This window comes from Sporomusa acidovorans (assembly GCF_900101845.1).
Classification (GTDB): domain Bacteria; phylum Bacillota; class Negativicutes; order Sporomusales; family Sporomusaceae; genus Sporomusa; species Sporomusa acidovorans.
Map to the genome: position 1 here is coordinate 50766 of NZ_FNAM01000016.1, position 17013 is coordinate 67778.

The 17013-nt window shown below is 46.3% G+C and carries 20 protein-coding genes; 15 read left to right on the forward strand and 5 right to left on the reverse strand.

Annotated elements, in window-relative coordinates; translation table 11 throughout:
• Window positions 1-19: 19 nt before the first annotated feature.
• The 5 genes from BLR65_RS12545 (at window position 20) to BLR65_RS12565 (ending at window position 5721) form a co-directional block, all read left to right on the forward strand.
• Window positions 20-808 carry an electron transfer flavoprotein subunit beta/FixA family protein gene (locus BLR65_RS12545; protein WP_093794531.1) on the forward strand — a complete coding sequence of 263 codons (789 nt, stop codon included), beginning with the start codon at window positions 20-22 and terminating at the stop codon, window positions 806-808.
• Between the two features lie 14 nt (window positions 809-822).
• Window positions 823-1833, forward strand: coding sequence for an electron transfer flavoprotein subunit alpha/FixB family protein (locus tag BLR65_RS12550; protein ID WP_093794532.1), 1011 nt, complete (start codon window positions 823-825; stop codon window positions 1831-1833).
• 423 nt (window positions 1834-2256) lie between these two features.
• Window positions 2257-3894, forward strand: coding sequence for a medium-chain fatty-acid--CoA ligase (fadK, locus tag BLR65_RS12555; RefSeq protein ID WP_093794533.1), 1638 nt, complete (start codon window positions 2257-2259; stop codon window positions 3892-3894).
• A 107-nt stretch (window positions 3895-4001) separates the two neighbouring features.
• A complete protein-coding gene (locus BLR65_RS12560; RefSeq protein WP_093794534.1) occupies window positions 4002-5285 on the forward strand; it encodes a CaiB/BaiF CoA transferase family protein in 1284 nt (427 codons plus the stop codon).
• Between the two features lie 22 nt (window positions 5286-5307).
• Window positions 5308-5721 (forward strand): hotdog fold thioesterase, encoded by a 414-nt coding sequence (locus tag BLR65_RS12565; protein WP_093794535.1) that lies wholly within the window; start codon window positions 5308-5310, stop codon window positions 5719-5721.
• Here the strand turns inward: BLR65_RS12565 and BLR65_RS12570 are convergent.
• Window positions 5718-6170: an aminoacyl-tRNA deacylase gene (locus BLR65_RS12570; protein WP_093794536.1), complete on the reverse strand. Its 453-nt coding sequence runs from the start codon at window positions 6168-6170 to the stop codon at window positions 5718-5720. The genes BLR65_RS12565 and BLR65_RS12570 overlap by 4 nt on opposite strands.
• A 241-nt stretch (window positions 6171-6411) precedes the next feature.
• Here BLR65_RS12570 and BLR65_RS12575 point away from each other — a divergent pair, with 241 nt between their 5' ends.
• Entirely contained in the window at window positions 6412-7518 is a 1107-nt protein-coding gene (locus BLR65_RS12575; protein ID WP_093794537.1) for a DUF362 domain-containing protein, read from the forward strand.
• Window positions 7519-7570: 52 nt separating this feature from the next.
• Here the strand turns inward: BLR65_RS12575 and BLR65_RS31420 are convergent, their stop codons facing one another.
• The 4 genes from BLR65_RS31420 to BLR65_RS31425 all read right to left on the reverse strand — a co-directional run bounded on the left by BLR65_RS31420 (window position 7571) and on the right by BLR65_RS31425 (window position 8515).
• Entirely contained in the window at window positions 7571-7696 is a 126-nt protein-coding gene (locus BLR65_RS31420) for a hypothetical protein (RefSeq protein WP_281241535.1), read from the reverse strand.
• A gap of 243 nt (window positions 7697-7939) precedes the next feature.
• Window positions 7940-8113 carry a hypothetical protein gene (locus tag BLR65_RS29785; RefSeq protein WP_169716825.1) on the reverse strand — a complete coding sequence of 58 codons (174 nt, stop codon included), beginning with the start codon at window positions 8111-8113 and terminating at the stop codon, window positions 7940-7942.
• 62 nt (window positions 8114-8175) lie between these two features.
• Window positions 8176-8352, reverse strand: a complete 177-nt coding sequence (locus tag BLR65_RS29790) for a hypothetical protein (RefSeq protein WP_169716824.1) — start codon at window positions 8350-8352, stop codon at window positions 8176-8178.
• 28 nt (window positions 8353-8380) lie between these two features.
• Entirely contained in the window at window positions 8381-8515 is a 135-nt protein-coding gene (locus tag BLR65_RS31425) for a hypothetical protein (protein WP_281241536.1), read from the reverse strand.
• A 168-nt stretch (window positions 8516-8683) separates the two neighbouring features.
• Here BLR65_RS31425 and BLR65_RS12580 point away from each other — a divergent pair, with 168 nt between their 5' ends.
• The 9 genes from BLR65_RS12580 to rph all read left to right on the forward strand — a co-directional run bounded on the left by BLR65_RS12580 (window position 8684) and on the right by rph (window position 17013).
• Window positions 8684-9088, forward strand: a complete 405-nt coding sequence (locus BLR65_RS12580) for an acyl-CoA thioesterase (RefSeq protein WP_093794538.1) — start codon at window positions 8684-8686, stop codon at window positions 9086-9088.
• A 90-nt stretch (window positions 9089-9178) separates the two neighbouring features.
• On the forward strand, window positions 9179-10009 hold the full coding sequence (gene murI, locus BLR65_RS12585; protein ID WP_093794539.1) for a glutamate racemase: 831 nt from the start codon (window positions 9179-9181) through the stop codon (window positions 10007-10009).
• 42 nt (window positions 10010-10051) lie between these two features.
• Complete coding sequence (locus tag BLR65_RS12590) at window positions 10052-10594, forward strand: hypothetical protein (RefSeq protein ID WP_093794540.1); 543 nt, start codon at window positions 10052-10054, stop codon at window positions 10592-10594.
• Window positions 10595-10605: 11 nt separating this feature from the next.
• Window positions 10606-11277, forward strand: coding sequence for a coenzyme F420-0:L-glutamate ligase (locus BLR65_RS12595; RefSeq protein WP_093794541.1), 672 nt, complete (start codon window positions 10606-10608; stop codon window positions 11275-11277).
• Window positions 11278-11344: 67 nt separating this feature from the next.
• Window positions 11345-12340, forward strand: coding sequence for a 2-hydroxyacyl-CoA dehydratase family protein (locus tag BLR65_RS12600; protein WP_093794542.1), 996 nt, complete (start codon window positions 11345-11347; stop codon window positions 12338-12340).
• 14 nt (window positions 12341-12354) lie between these two features.
• On the forward strand, window positions 12355-13110 hold the full coding sequence (locus tag BLR65_RS12605; RefSeq protein ID WP_093794543.1) for an acyl-CoA dehydratase activase: 756 nt from the start codon (window positions 12355-12357) through the stop codon (window positions 13108-13110).
• Window positions 13111-13134: 24 nt separating this feature from the next.
• Entirely contained in the window at window positions 13135-14808 is a 1674-nt protein-coding gene (locus tag BLR65_RS12610; RefSeq protein WP_093794544.1) for a hydantoinase/oxoprolinase family protein, read from the forward strand.
• Window positions 14805-16124: a histone deacetylase family protein gene (locus BLR65_RS12615; RefSeq protein WP_093794545.1), complete on the forward strand. Its 1320-nt coding sequence runs from the start codon at window positions 14805-14807 to the stop codon at window positions 16122-16124. The genes BLR65_RS12610 and BLR65_RS12615 overlap by 4 nt, the downstream gene beginning before the upstream one ends.
• 145 nt (window positions 16125-16269) lie before the next feature.
• Complete coding sequence (rph, locus tag BLR65_RS12620) at window positions 16270-17013, forward strand: ribonuclease PH (protein ID WP_093794546.1); 744 nt, start codon at window positions 16270-16272, stop codon at window positions 17011-17013.

A 17013-nucleotide genomic window follows, 5' to 3' on the forward strand; every position in this document is an offset into this window, starting at 1 on the left:
AGTACGGGGAGGAGTAGTTATGGATATTTTAGTTTGTGTTAAGCAAGTACCGGATACTTCAGAGATAAAGATCGACCCGGTCACCAATACGCTTATTCGCAGTGGCGTACCGAGTATTGTAAATCCCTTTGACGCCAATGCCCTGGAAGCGGCTGTCCAACTGAAGGAGGCATACGGCGGCACTGTAACTGTAATCAGCATGGGACCGGAACAGGCTAAGAATGCTTTAAAAGAATGCATATCACTCGGCGCTGACAAGGCGGTACTTATCAGTGACCGGGCCTTTGGCGGCTCTGATACCTTAGCAACCAGCTATATTCTAGCAAACGCGATTAAAAAACTAGGCAAATTTGATCTTGTTCTCTGCGGAAAGCAGGCAATCGACGGAGATACCGGCCAAGTAGGACCGGAGATCGCCGAACATCTTGATATGGCGCAGCTAACCTATGTCGCCAAGCTGGCGGTAGAAGGAGACACTATTACCATTCAAAGAGAGCATGATGAAGGCTATGAAGTTGTGGAAGCAAAACTGCCGGCAGTGGTTACGGTCGTAAAATCGATTAATAATCCCAGATATCCGTCAATTAAGAGTAAAATGGCGGCAAATAAAGCCGTAATCAATGTACTCACGGCGGCCGACCTGCCTGAAATTAACCCGGAAAGAATTGGTCTTAAAGGTTCCCCGACAAAAGTAAAGAAAACTTTTACACCTCCGAGAAAAGAATCCGGTATAAGAATTTGTGAAGATACGGGAAGCGCCTGTGCACAAACATTACTTGAAAAATTAGTGGCGGCTAAGCTTGTTTAAGGAGGAGAGTATTCATGAATATTGCGGACTATAAAAATGTGTGGGTTTATATTGAAACGGCTCATGGCGAGGCAAAAAATGTCGGATTGGAGTTGTTAGGCCAGGGGAGAATTCTGGCTGAGGCTAATCATGAGAAACTGGTTGGTGTTGTGATTGGCAAAGATGTGGACGCGACAGTTAAAGCGGCTGTTAGTTATGGTGCGGATGAGGTCATTTTGGTGGAAGGAGAGGAATATAAAGATTACAATACCGACGGCTATGCCAATGCTATGGTAAAACTTGTTGAGAAATATAAGCCGTCGGTCATATTAATCGGTGCTTCGAATAACGGCCGGGATTTAGGACCGCGGATTTCCGCCCGGCTCACCACCGGCCTTACCGCCGATTGTACAGGCTTGGGGATCAACGAGGAAACAGGAGATGTTGCCTGGACCAGGCCGGCCTTTGGCGGAAACCTTATGGCCACGATCTTATGCTCGCATACACGACCACAGATCGGAACCGTAAGACCCGGAGTATTTAAAAAAGTGCAGCCGGATAACACCAGAAGTGCGCCTATTATTAAAGAAGAAATTAGGACGCCGGCGGAAATGATCCGGACAAAAGTTGTTGGCCTTATCAAATCCATGAGTGAGTCCGCCGTCAAGCTGGAAGAGGCGGAAATTATCGTTTCCGGCGGCAGAGGTATGGGAAAGCCGGAGAATTTTGCCCTGCTTAAAGAACTGGCCGATCTCTTAGGCGGTGCCGTGGGGGCTTCAAGAGCAGCTGTTGATGCAGGCTGGATGCCACCCTTACAGCAAGTAGGCCAAACAGGAAAAACAGTGAGCCCCAAAATTTATTTTGCGTGCGGCATTTCGGGTGCGATCCAGCACTTGGCAGGCATGTCCTCTTCGGATGTGATTGTGGCTATCAATAAAGATCCGGAAGCGCCGATTTTCGATGTGGCCGATTATGGGGTAGTAGCTGATTTATTTGAAGTGATCCCTGTTCTTATCGACGAAATAAAAAAGATCAAAGCAAGTTAGCTGTAAATACCTAGCAGTGTCTACCTCCAAATGAGTCTTTAAGCAGATAGAACTATGGCTTATGCTGTTAGAGTTTGCTAACATAGTATATTTTCTTGATAATCTAATGAGTAAAAAAAGGATGATTGAAATTTCAAGATGCAAGGGTGCTACATGGATTTGGAATGCATTATGGATTTTTACATGATGATACTAAACCACTAAGTAACAGGGCAAATGAATTTTTAAGCATCCTTTTTTTATGGCTATAGGAAAGCCAATAAAGATTTTCTTTTGACAGAGCGTTAGTAACGCTCCATCGTTGGCGCTTGACTTACGTTGATACTAACACCCTGCCGGTAAATCTTTATTGGATACTATATAGTCAAAGTGCCATTGTTATGTTATTAAGTCTGACTGATAGAATCAGGGGATGAGTGTGGAATGTTTGCTTCAACAATTAACATGAATGAGTCTCGTAAGCAATATTACCGGCAAAACGGCTATTGGGGTGATGCCACTCTGGCCGATTATTGGCGGATGGCAGTTTTAAGCTCTCCGGAAAAAATAGCGGTAATGGACCTGCAAGGTACTAGTTATACTTATGCTGAACTGGATGATGCGGCCAGCAGAGTAGCGTCTTTTTTACATGCGGCAGGTATAAAATCCGGGGACTTTGTATCTTTTCAATTGCCTGGGTGGAGCGAGTTTTCAATCATTTATGTGGCCTGTTTGAAAGTAGGGGCAGTTGCAAATCCGATTTTACCGTGTTATCGCCAAGAAGAATTGGTGTATATTTTGAATAAATGCGAATCTAAAGTGTTTTTTTTCCCGTCTAACTATCGACGGTTTACCTATTTACCGATGGTTCAATCTTTAATTCCAGAGGTACCTAGCTTGAAAGAAGTTGTCGTAGTAGACAAAGAAAAAATGATAGATAATGATAATCCGTTTAAAAGATTTTTTAGACAGTACTCACCATTACCTGACAATCATGTAAGCAGGGCTGATGATTTAGCAGCAGTGTTATTTACTTCGGGAACCGATGGTGCTCCCAAGGGAGTTATGTTTACTCATAATAACATTATTGCCAGTGAAAAAGCTTTTGCGGCTGCACTCAATTTTAACTATACAGATATAATGTTAATGACAGCGCCCATGGCTCATGCCACTGGTTTTCACCATGGTGTTACCTTACCGTTTATGTATGGAGCTAAAAGTGTCCTTCAGGATATATTTTCTGCGGAGACCAGCCTGGCATTAATTGCCCGTGAAAAATGTACTTGCAGCATGGGGGCTACACCGTTTGTTTATGATATACTTCGTTTATTGCAAAACAAGAAATATGATATAGCCTCACTGCGCTTCTTTTTATGTGGCGGGGCGCCAATACCCAGGCATTTAGTTCAAGAATCAATGAAAGTAGGACTAAAAGTAGTGGGTGTTTATGGTTCCACGGAAAGTGTTCCCCATACTGTTGTTCGCTTACATGACTCGTTGGAGAAAGTAATTCAGACCGACGGTGCGCCTGTAGCCGGTGTAGAGTTAAAAGTGGTGGATGCATCACGACAAATAATTCCTGTAGGTACTGAAGGAGAGGAAGCTTCACGCGGTCCCAATGTTTTTATGGGTTATCTTAAAGATTCTGAATTGACAGCTCGTGTCTTTGATGAGGAAGGCTGGTATTACAGTGGAGATCTCTGTACATTAGATGAGGACGGATACATCAGAATTACGGGGAGAAAAAAAGATGTGATTATCCGGGGAGGCGAAAATATCAGCAGTGTGGAAATTGAAAATATTTTACTGCAAATGCCGAATGTATATGAAGCAGGTGTAGTCGGCATGCCTGATCCAAGGCTGGGGGAACGCACTTGCGCCTATCTGGTACTAAATGATTGTGATAAAGGGATTGATCTTGAGGATGTAAAAAAGTTTTTTGCGGAAAAAGGCGTAGCTAAATGTAAATATCCCGAGCGGATAGAGATAATCGATAGCCTGCCAAGAACGGCGTCAGGTAAGATCAAGAAATATGTTTTACGCCAGGATATCAAAAATAAGCTTACCGGGATATCTCAGTAAATAAGGATAGGCTCTGCAAGCGGTGCCATGAGTTGCTATAAACTTTGTAAAAAAATACACTTTGTGTAAAAGAGTATTAGTATTGAAAGGAAAAGGGGAAATGTTAAATGAAAGGTCTGGAAGGAATTAGGGTAATCGATTTCTCACAATATGTAGCTGCGCCGGCGTGCCCGAGAATTCTGGGGGAAATGTGTGCGGACGTCATTAAAATTGAGCCGCTAACTGGTGATGAACAACGAACACAGGGCGCAAGCTATGGCATGATACCTGATGAAATTGAAAATCGGGGATATGACCAAGCCAACACAAATAAAAAGTGGGTCAGTATTAACGTGAAGCATCCGGAAGGAATGAATTTTGCGCTGAAACTCATAGGCGATGCCGATATTTTTGTTACCAATATGCGGGATGGAGCCTTGAAGCGATTGGGATTGGATTATGAGACGCTAAGCAAGAAGTTTCCACAGCTTGTTTGGGCTCAAGCCAGAGGCTATGGCGAAAGAGGGCCAATGAAAGATGCGAAAGGTTTTGACGCCACATCTTATTCGGCCCGTGGCGGTTATGCGTTGAATTGCCCCCAAAAGGGAGATGCGCCTGCCAATATGCCGGTGGCGATCGGCGACTGGAACGCTTCTATGGCTTTGACTTCCGGGGTTCTGGCCGCATTAGTGAGAAGACTGAAGACAGGAAAAGGCGATAGAGTTTCTGTTAATCTCTATCATGTGGCTCTCTGGGGAATGCAAATACCGATTATTTCCCGGCAGGATGGACTTGAGTATCCGAAGTCAAGAAAAACAATGCCCTGTCCGACGAACAATTCCTATTGTTCCAAGGATGGTATTTGGTTTATTATTTGCTTTGGTCACTACAACAAATATCATGAGCTGGTATTCAGAACCATTGGTCTGGATGATCTGATTGGCCAGAAAGACGTGGAGTCTCTGGAAGGATTTCAGGAAAACGGGAAACATGTTTATGTTATCAAACGTATGGAAGAAGCATTCCGGCAGAAAAACTATGCCGAATGGGAAAAACTTTTTCTTGAGAATGATATTCCATTTGAAAAATGCTTTTCTGTGGATGATATCCTTGCGGATGAGGAAGCTTACGCTAATGATGCGCTGCGGCATTTCCATTATGATCGTTTTGGCGACAAAGTAATGCCTACGACTCCCATTCGATTGTGGAGCGTTGGGGACCCGGATATCTGGATCGCTAAACCTGTGGGGTACGATACGAAGACATATATGCTGCAGTATGGTTATAACGAAGATGAGATTAGCAAGCTGGCAAAAGACGGTGTTGTGAAAATATATGCAGGAGAGCCGTTGCAGTTTCATAAAGCTGAAAAAACTTCTGCCAAAATTCCGCTTCCCGGTTATAACCCTTAACCAAAACGGAGGTAATCTGATTATGGCGAGTGATTGTTATAAAGATACTCTCATAGAGGCACTTGGTATTCAAGTAATTGAAATAGATGATAAGCAGGTTGTTGCAACCATGCCGGTCAATACGGCGACCCGTCAGCCGTTTGGGCGCTTGCATGGGGGAGCGTCGGTAGCGTTAGCGGAAACGGCAGCTAGTTTAGGTACCTATTACTTTATCAATAAAGACGCGGAATATGCCGTTGGTATAGAAATAAATGCCAATCATGTCCGGGGAAAAACGGATGGAATTGTCACGGCGGTGGCCAAGCCTGTTCATCGCGGGAGAACGATTATGGTATGGAATATTAGAATCCATGATGAAGCGGGAAATCTTATCTGTATTTCAAGATGCACGATGGGGGTATTTCCCAAAAAGAGTAATAGCAATCGCCGCCTTTAGTCAGCTTCTAAAAATGCCACAATGTGATTTAAGTGTATTAATGCTTCCGGGGCGATTTTTAGTGTTCGGTTTGCCTGGCCTGAGCCGCCATATACAAAGGGGTACTGTAAAAGCTTTTTGTCAAATATGGTTGGCAGAGTAAGGCCGACCATAGGGGTGTCGCCGGGGGAAAAGCCGGTAATTGCCCGAACCTTATTCTTATTTGCCAGCTTTGCTTGAGAAACACTTAAAATTTTTGCAATTTGCTCAAAGTCAATATGGCTCCGGCTGCCCGCAAAAATGATGGAATAGTAGCCTTTGTCGGTTTGAATAATTAAAGTGGGAGCCGTTTGACCAGTTTCAATACCAAAATAGGCGGCTCCCGCCGCTGCTGAATAAATTTGTTTATCATGCATGATGAATTCGTATTCGAGATTAGCCTTATCCAAAGTACTTTTAACTATATCCATTTCTAATTAATTCCTTTCTGTATAGTATATATACATATTTTAACAGCAATTGAGGACTAAAACAAACAACCTGGTTATAAATTGAAAAACCAGAGCTGATGGCTTATTACAATGAGCCGTTGCTCTGGTTTTGTTGTGAAGATAGTAGTGAAAAATGATAAAAACCTCTTGACATAGAGTTAACTCTAAGTTGTAAGATTAAGTGCATATACTAAGTGATAACTTATGGGAGGGAAAATTTATGGCAAGTAAAGTTTATTTCGTCAATTTACGGGCAAGAAGCGATAAAAGCAATAAGGTTAGTAAAATTAGAAAATTGTTTGATTGTGCCGGCTTGAATGAACTGCTTCACCAGGATGATCTTACGGGTGTGAAATTACATTTTGGCGAGCGCGGCAGTGATGGGTTTATTAATCCGGTTTTTGTGCGTCAGGTGGTTGATAAGATTAAGGAAAATGGAGCGAAGCCTTTTCTTACCGATACCAATACTCTCTATTCGGGAAGCAGGCATAATGCGGTTGATCATTTGCTGACGGCTCTGGAACACGGTTTTGATTACACGGTAACCGGGGCGCCGCTTATTATTGCCGATGGCTTGCGCAGCGAAAATATTGCCGAAGTTCTGATTGAGAAAAAACATTTTCATAAGGTAAAATTGGCGAAAGATATTGTTAGTGCTGATAGCCTAATTGTTTTATCCCATTTTAAAGGGCATGAAATGGCCGGTTTTGGCGGAGCAATAAAAAATCTCGCCATGGGCGGTGCTCCGGCCGTCGGCAAAAAAGAACAACATGCAACGAAGATTATTGTTGATCAGGATAAATGCATTGGCTGTGGAAAGTGCTGTACCGTTTGTCCGGAAAAAGCAATTACGCTGAACAATCAAAAAGCAGGTATTGCTTTGGATAAGTGCATTGGCTGCGGTGAATGTTTAACCGTATGTCCGGTAAAGGCGACCGGCATGGATTGGCAGACAGATTTGACAGACCTTATTGAGCGTATGACTGAATATGGGTATGGTGTCACGAAAGCCCATGAGAATCGCATTGGCTATATCAATTTTCTCTTGAATATCACTCCTGATTGTGACTGTGTTCCCTGGAGTGATGCGCCGATTGTGCCTGATATCGGTTTCTTGGCATCGACAGATCCTGTTGCGATTGATCAAGCCAGCTATGATCTGGTTAATAAACAGACAGGATTAGCTGCTTCTTTTCTTACCGGCAACTGTGAGGCCGGTGCCGATAAGTTTCAGGGTTTGCGTTCGCATATCGACGGTACCATTCAATTGCGCTATGGTGAGGAGATTGGCATGGGCAGCCGCGAGTATGAATTAATTACCTTATAAACAGGTATTTATTATCATACCAGCAATGAAATAAGAGCAGCTTAGGCTGCTCTTACGTTGCGGGATGATTAGGACCGGAGAGATGCTTATCGCCGGTAACCTCTTTATTTTTCAGGCTTTGGTTTTGAGCTTTTGCACGTTTCTGCGCTATAGAGTCATTAGCATTATTTTTAGCCACAGTATCACCTCCCCGCAAGTATATTGTTTGCGGGATCAATTATATAAATACAAAGAGAAAAAACAACTTATTTTCTACGGCGCGAACAGATATACTGGGAAATACTGATGCCAACCAAACCCAAAAGAGAGAAGGCTAACAGTAATTCTTCCATACCGTAACGCTCCTATTACTGTAATTTTTATCTAGTATAGTATATGGAAATTGACAGTAAAAGGTTACATAGTAAAGCTGACAAGGCGGCTAATCGGCCGCCCCGTCTGTAAAAAATTTTTCAAATGCTTCTCGATGTTTATGTTCATTGGTCATGGCTTCGGAAATGATGGATTTGTTGATTTGCTCCCGGCTTAACGCGTTATCGCCGGCACTCATAGCATATTCGCTTGCAAATGATTCCATTTCGGTTTTTTTGTGCATACAATCACCTCCTGCAGGTAGTTTTCCCAGATTAACGAATTGAATAAGGTAAATGTAATAAGTTATTTTATCTCATAGCCCTGTTCGCTGTTTACTTGATCGGACGGTATTAGTTTGACTGAAGTCTGATAGGTTAACGGTAGCGCACTGGCGACATTGAAATAAGCGTCGGCATAATTGCTTGCAATAACCGTTTCGCCGGTTTCCTTGCCGTCGATGATAATCCGGTATACGGGCATGGTGTTCTCCTTTCCTATATTAAGTGTATTATTTTGGCCGGGCCGGTTTGGTTTGTATATTTTGTTCCTGGCTGCTTATTCGGTTCGGAACATCTTTGGGATCTCCCAGCGTTACCTTCTTTGAATCAAAACCATTTTTAATTGATTGTCTGATAATCGACATTTCGTTCACCTCCGCAATTAGTTTGCCCAATGAATAAGCAATCCGGCATTGACAAAAATGTCCATTCAAGAGTACAATATATAAGTGAATTTCTACCAGCATGCTGATAGCGTGCTTTTTTATTTATATCATTTTATATCATTACGAATTAGGAATAGGATAAGGTAAATGATAACAGTAAGAGAAAAAGTAAGATTTGTTGAAACCGATTTGATGGGGGTGGTTCATCACTCCAATTATTTTCGCTGGTTTGAGATGGCCAGGGTTGAGTATTTGCGGCAGATTGGTATTTTGCTCACCGACATGATGGCTGAGGATATCGTATTTCCCATTACCGACGTCGAATGTAAGTACCGTGCGTCAGCTAAATTTGATGACTATATCTTAATCGAAGCTGTTTTGGCTGAGGTATCCAAGGTAAAAATGGTATTTACTTATCGTGTGCTAAGAGAAAAAGACGGCGCCCTGTTAGCTACCGGGCGTACCCAAAATGCCTTTACGAATAAACAGGGGAAAGTGGTTCGTCTACCGGACAAGTACTTTGATAAACTGAATAAGCCTTCCCAATGTTGAGACTTTACTGTATTAACGATTGACAACGGTCTCGGCCGCTGCATATTATATATGGCGCCAAGAGAGACTAATCTGATAGGAGGTGGCGTCATGGGAGATAATGCGCCAATCGGGATATTTGATTCCGGACTGGGTGGGCTTACAGTTGTCAGAGAAGTTCTTAGTCTGCTGCCGGGAGAAGATATTATTTATTTTGGCGATACGGCCCGTACCCCCTATGGTTCACGGCCACCGGCCGAAATTTTAGGTTTTATGCAAGAGATCTTAACCTTCTTCTCTGCGCAAAAAGTCAAAATGGCCATTGTTGCCTGTAATACGATGACGGCACTTGGTCTTGAACAGGCCAAAACCAAGTTTCCGTTTTTATTAATAGGAGTAAATAATGGGGCTGAAGCCGCCCTTCATGTCAGCCGCAATAAGCGGATTGGTGTTATCGCTACCGAAGCCACCATTAACAGTGGCAAACATGCTAAGGCTCTTAAGGACAAGGATTCCTTAGTGACAGTATACCCGCAGGCTTGTCCGCAATTTGTGCCGCTTATCGAGCAGGAAAAATTGTCTGGCCCTGAGATTGAACATGCCGCACGGGAACACCTGGCTCCGCTTGCTGAGGGCGGTATTGATACATTGATACTGGGATGTACGCACTATCCGTTTATCAGTCCTTTGATTAGCGATATTATGGGCTCTGGAGTCACCCTTGTCGATCCCGCCAGGGAAACGGCTGCACAGGCGAGGACTGAGCTTGCCCGTCATAATAAACTGGCTACACGCTCCCAAGGAACGGTGCAGTTATGTTTTTCGGCCGATCTTAAAAGGGCGGAGAGATTTACCGCCTGTGCGATTGATTTTTCCCGGGAGCGGAGTTTGGCACCTAGATTTGAATTAATTCATTTACAGGATTATTGCTTAAAAGTTTAATAACAGGGTTTCTTACCGATGCCCGGATACGGAGGCCGTATTGTGGAATTTTTAATTGGTTTGGTTGTTATTGTTCTATGTGCGATAGCTGGAGTATGGTTGTTTATTGCTCATAAGGGCGATGCTCATTTTACATTTATCGTGGAGCAGAGAACTGATTTTACTCTTAAAGAGATAACGCAGGAAAGCGCAACTTTTTCAACCACTGTGCCATTTGTTAATGACGGAAAACAGGATGGCACTTTGATGGACGTATTCCCCCGTCACTTTTTGCCGTCAGAACAGTTTGATGCTGTGGACACCGATTCGCGGTTGACACTTGCTAGTGCCAACCGGACTGATGGCTATTGGGAAGCCTGTATAATTCCGGTGACTACCGGTGGATCGATAATTTTGACAGTTAAATTTACCGCCAAAGCGGGAGATATCAAAACTGCACTCCAAGATATGGTGGATATGCCTATCGACATTGTCTATCAGGTAGTTGCTCGCAGTCTGTGGTACATTGCTAAAGAGCGGTTGGTTATGACCGCTGAGGAAATACATAGGGCGCTTGCTGCCGGCATCGAGACTGCAGCCAGATAGGAGGAACAGACATGACAGAGCAGGCAATAGAACTAAAATCAGTACCTACCCGTATCTTAACGGATAAAGATAATATTGTTGATGTAATTGAAAAATACACGAAAGAAGATATTGGCCCTTATGATGTAGTGTCGGTGGCAGAAAGTGTTGTCGCGATTACCCAGGGGCGATTTGTCCGGCCGGAAGAAATTCAGCCAACGCTGCTGGCAAGGGTGCTTTGCCGGTTTATCCCCAAAGAGGGAAGCCTGGCGAGTGCTTACGGCATGCAGACTGTCATGAATGCAGAAGGCAGCTTTCGGGTAACATGGGCTTTATTTATCGGGATGTTAGGCAAGCTGGTGGGGCGAAGAGGCTTATTTTATGAGCTGGCCGGTGAGCAGGCAGCACTGATTGACGATGTTACCGGTACGATGCCGCCTTTTGATAAACATCTTGTTTATGGCCCGTCCGAACCGAAAAAGGTAGCAGAAGCCATAAAAGAGCGCTTGGGCTGTTACGGCGCTGTTGTTGCCGATGTTAATGATCTCAAACGATCGAGAATTGTCGGTATAACCGATGGGTTAGATCCTAAAGAAATCGCACATATGCTCGTTCATAACCCCTTTGGGAATGCCAGTCAAAAAACGCCGATTGTTATTATCAAGAATTACGGCTTAGCAGCACAAAAAGCGACCGCACAATAAATCAATTTTGCCAAGAACAGAGGGTAGACTGCTATCCTCTGTTTTAAATATCTAGGAGGCTGATTATATGGCGCGCATCGGCCTGACAACAACGGTGCCTGTTGAAATTATTTTGGCGGCAGGACATGTGCCTGTTGATCTTAACAATATATTTATTACCAGCGAGCAGGCCGGACGGATGGTGGAAACAGCTGAGGAGGCCGGATATCCCCGGAACATTTGCGGCTGGATAAAAGGATTATATGCCGTCATGGTAAATAAAGAATTTAACGATGCCTGCGGCGGAATTGACAAGGTTATTGCCGTTACCCAGGGGGATTGCAGCAACACGCATGCGCTGATGGAGACCTACCAGTTGGCAGGCATTGAAACCATTCCTTTTGCCTATCCCGTTGACCGCGACTATGATCTCCTGAAGCTGCAAATGGAAAAGTTAATGGCGGCGCTGGGAACCAATTGGCAGGATGTTAACCGTGTTAAACGCGAACTGGACAAACTGCGCCTCCGGGTGGCTGAACTTGACAGGCGCACGTGGCAGGATAATACAATAAGCGGTTTTCATAATCATTTGTATCAGGTTAGTTGCAGTGATTTTAACAGCAATGTGGAACTCTTTGCCGGCGATGTTGAGCAGTTCTTAGTGAAGGCGGATGATGCTTCCGAATATACGGATGAACTTAGATTAGGCTATATCGGCGTGCCGCCTATTTTTACCGATTTATATCCTTATGTAGAGTCAATGGGGGCCCGGATTGTTTATAATGAGGTGCAACGGCAGTTTGCGATGCCGTTTGTTACTGACGACCTTGTTGAACAATACCGGCTGTATACTTATCCCTATGGTGTTTTTGGCCGGATTAAGGATATCGCGGCCGAAATTGAACGGCGTAATCTGGACGGACTGGTTCATTATGTGCAGAGTTTTTGTTTCCGTCAGATTGAAGATATCATTTTACGGGAAAAACTCGACATACCCATTTTGACAATCGAAGGTGACAAGCCAGGAAAACTGGATGCCAGAACCAGACTGCGGCTGGAAAGTTTTCTGGAGATGCTGCGTTAATAAGGAGGAGACCAATGCGCTGTGGGATTGATTTAGGTAGTCGTAGTGTTAAGCTGGTTATCCTGGATGATGCCAAACAACTAAAGTCAACAAATATCTATGAGACGGCCAGGTTTTACCGGGATTACGGCCATCGGACAGAGGCAGGACTGGCAGTCGATTTTGCTGCCCTGGGGTATCGGGAAGTTACCCGGCTTACAGCCACCGGTTACGGCCGCAATACGATTGAGCTTGTCGGTGCAACCGTAATTCCTGAATTAAAGGCACATATGTTAGGGGCGATTGCCCAAACCGGATTAACGGATTTTACCCTGCTGGATTTAGGCGGCCAGGATAGTAAAGTGATCAAAGTCCGCAAGGGGCGCATGGCCGACTTTCAGACTAATGACAAATGTGCGGCAAGTACCGGCCGCTATTTGGAGAATATGGCCGCAGTACTTGACATCAGTTTAGAGGAATTAGCAAATTATAGCGTCAATCCGGTGGAACTTAGCGCTACCTGTGCTATTTTTGGCGAATCGGAGCTAATCGGCCGGATCGTGGAGGGGTACAGCATCGCTGAATTGGCCGCCGGTGTCAATTATACGATTTACAAGCGGATAAAACCCATGTTGGTGGCCATGAGGAGTGATAAACTCGTTTTTACAGGCGGTGTTGCCCTGGGCGGGGCGATTAAAGAATTTATTACCCGGGAAATGGATATTGAGGTGATTGTACCCGAATATCCCCAACTTAACGGTGCAATTGGTTGTGCCGTGTATGAAAGTTAGCCAAATTGTTTGGAGGCGAGGAATATGCTGCTGGGTATTGATGTGGGCGGGACCTTTACCGATGCTGTTGTTCTTGAGGACGGCAAGGTCTTGGCTTCAGCCAAGACACCGACAACACATGGCGAACTGTTGCGTGGTATTATTGCAGTCATCGATCAGGTGCTTGACGGCATTAACCGGGTCGCGATCAGACGGGTGGCCTTGTCGACAACCATCGTTACCAACGCCCTGATTGAGGGAAGAATTGATCAGGTAGCCTTATTGTTGCTCGCAGGTCCGGGGCTTAATCTGGAAAAACTGACACCGGGTGAGCCGCATTTTTTGTCAGGCTATACCGATCACCGGGGCCGGGAGAAGGCTGCCCCGGTCAAAGAAGAGGTAACTGAATTGTGCCGCAAGTTAAAAGGTACGCAGGTCGCGGCTGTCATAGGCAAATTTGCTGTACGCAATCCGCAGCAGGAACAGCAGGTAGCCGACTGGGTTGACAAATTCCTGCAGCCTGCCCATATCACGAAGGGGGCAGAATTGTCAGGCTCGCTCAACTATCTCCGGCGGATTAATTCCGCGTACTATAACTCAGCCGTATGGCGCGTTTTTACTGACTTTGCGGCGGCGATTGAAACCGCTATTATTGAACGGGGGATTACTGCGCCTGTATATATTTTAAAAGCTGATGGCGGAACCTTGCCGCTGGGATCAGCCAAAGAGAGACCGGTAGAGGCTATCTTCACCGGCCCGGCAGCTAGTGTTCTAGGAATTATGGCGCTGACCAACCCGGAAGAACCGGCCGTTTCCCTGGATATCGGCGGGACGACCACTGACATTGCCTTATGGCAAAACGGTGTACCCTTACTGGCTCCCGGTGGGGCCAGTGTCAACGGTCATCCAACGGCGGTGCGTTCATTCTGGCTGCGGTCTGTGGGAATTGGCGGCGACAGCTATGTTCGGCGTGAACAGGGCCGTTTGCTGGTTGGTCCGATGCGCCGCGGCCCGGCAATGGCCAACGGTGGCCCGGAACCAGCGGTAACCGATGCTCTCCGCGTAGCCGGACTGATTGATTATGGCGACTTGACACTGGCACGTAAGGCAATGGCTGGCGTAGCAACTGAGGGGCAGGCCCCGGAAGACGCCGCGTGGGAGACTGTGCAGCTGGCGGCCGATACGGTATGCCGGACAATTCAAGCCATGCTGGCTGAACAGGCAGCAAGACCGGTATATAAAGTCGAAGATATTGTCCATGGGGAGGCTTTTATCCCTGAACTGCTGATTGGGGTGGGTGGTGCCGCGCCGGGATTGGCGCCGGTGGTTGCCGAAAAACTCAGCCTGCCCTGGCAGGTGCCGGCAGGACATATGGTGGCGAATGCGATCGGGGCGGCTTCTGCGCGGCCGACGACTGAAATTACACTCCGGGCCGATAGTGCCGAGGGGTATTACACTGTGCCTGAACTGGGGATCAAGCAAACAGTGGATAAACGGCATTTTAGTCTGGCTGCTGCCTGGGAAGCGGCAGAAGGCTATCTGGCTGAGCGTGCGGCTGAGGGTGGTATGGCGGAGAACACGATTGTCAGCGAACGGGTTTATGAGGAAGAATTTAATGTCATCCGCGGGTTTAATACAATGGGAAAAATCATGACCTGCAAACTGCAAATAAAACCGGGCGTACTTACGCCTGTGCAGGCCGGGGAGGCAGGACGATGAACAATAAATCACTGGGGCTTGTTTTTTTTCCCGCCTTTGACTGGGCCATTACTCCGTCTCATCCGGAACGGGAGGAACGGCTGCTTTATACGCGGGATCAGATTGTGGAAGAAGGCTTACTGGACCTGCCGAACATCCGGGAATACCGCCCCAAGCTGGCAAAAATTCAGGACGCGCAGCGCGTCCATATTGGGGTTCCTGATCTTACATCCCTCATTACCGATGCTCATCTGGTGGCGGCCGGCGGCGCCATAACGGCCGCCGAAGCCGTTATGCGCCGGGAAGTAACAAATGCCTTTGCGCTGGTGCGTCCCCCGGGACATCATGCTATGCGGGTCGTGCATGGCACACGGGGATTTTGCACAATAAACATGGAAGCCATTATGATCGAGTATCTGCGGCGGCATTACGGACTGAACCGGGTCGCGATTGTCGATACCGACGTGCACCATGGCGACGGGTCACAGGATGTTTTTTATCATGATCCGGATACCTTATTTATTTCTTTTCATCAGGATGGCCGGACACTCTATCCCGGGACGGGAGCCATCAGCGAACTCGGCAGTCCCAATGCCTTATGCGCAACGGTTAATATTCCGCTGCCGCCCGGCACAACCGACGAGGGACTTCATTACGTGCTGGATCAGCTTGTTTTACCGGTTTTGGATGATTTTGGGCCAGACATTATTATTAACTCAGCCGGGCAGGATAATCATTATAGCGATCCGCTCGCCAATATGGCAATTTCGGCCCAGGGGTATGCGCGGTTAGCCGAAAAACTAAATGCCGACATTGCCGTGCTGGAAGGCGGGTATTCGATTGAGGATGCGCTGCCTTATGTCAATACGGGTATTATTTTGGCCATGGCCGGCCTGGATTACAGCCGGGTTGTGGAACCGGATATTGCCCGTTGTCCGCGCCAGTCTGAGACTAACAACCACTATATTGCCCAATTAGTGGGTAAATGGCAGGAGATCTGGCGTGAACGGGATGGACTCAGACGCGAAGCGATTGCCAAGGCCGGTGAGTTTTGGCAGCGGAGCCGGAGCATTTATTACGATGACAGCGGCATTCAGGAACGGCAAGACGAGACAGTGCGAATTTGTCCGCACTGTCATGGGTACCAGACGATTTCCACTCAGGCCGAGGGGTATCCATTTGGAGTAAAGACGGCGTTTGCCGCTATTATTCCAAGAAACAGTTGCCGTACCTGCCGCAGCCAGGCCAAGGATGCCGTGCTAAAAGCAAAAAAAGCAGGTCGCCATGACCATTATATTCTTCAGGATAAACAGCAGGATACGCTGGAACAAGTCTAAGTAAACTAAATGAAATCCAATAAAGATTTTCATCAAAGCAGGGTGTTAGTAACGCTCCGCCGCTAGCGCTTAACCTACGCTTTTACTAACACCCTGCCTGTAAATCTTTATTGGATACTATATAGTTATAATTAAGGAGGTCATTATGACCAGAATAGACGGACGTGCCGCCGACGAATTACGAAAAGTAAAAATTACCCGACATTATTTAAAATATGCCGAAGGGTCTGTGCTTGTGGAGTTTGGCGATACCAAGGTGATTTGTGCCGCCACTGTTGAAGAAAAAGTGCCCCCCTTTCTCAAAGGTTCAGGGGAAGGCTGGGTAAGTGCCGAATATTCCTTATTGCCCCGTTCAACCCAGAGCCGCAATGTCAGAGAAGCCGCCAGAGGTAAACAAACAGGCCGCACCCATGAGATTCAGCGCTTAATCGGCCGTGCTCTGCGGAGTGTTATTGATTTAAAAGCTCTGGGGGAAAAGACGATTTGGCTGGATTGTGATGTGATTCAAGCCGATGGCGGCACGCGGACAGCCGCAATTACCGGATCATTTGTGGCTCTTGTTGATGCTGTTGACAGCGTCTGGGGCGACAGCCCCAAAGCATTTCCCGTTAAAGACTTTTTAGCGGCTATTAGTGTAGGCATACTGCCTGAGGGAGTTTTTCTCGACCTGTGCTATAGCGAAGACTCCACTGCCATTGTTGACATGAACCTGGTCATGACCGGCAGCGGTCAGTTTGTCGAAGTTCAGGGAACCGGTGAAAAGGGAACCTTTGCGCAATCGCAGTTAAACGAGCTGCTGGCTGTTGGCGGTAAGGGCATTGAACAGTTGCTGGATATGCAAAAAGAAGCACTGGGACCGTTGTCCTGGAAAGTGGGCCGGGAGGGATAA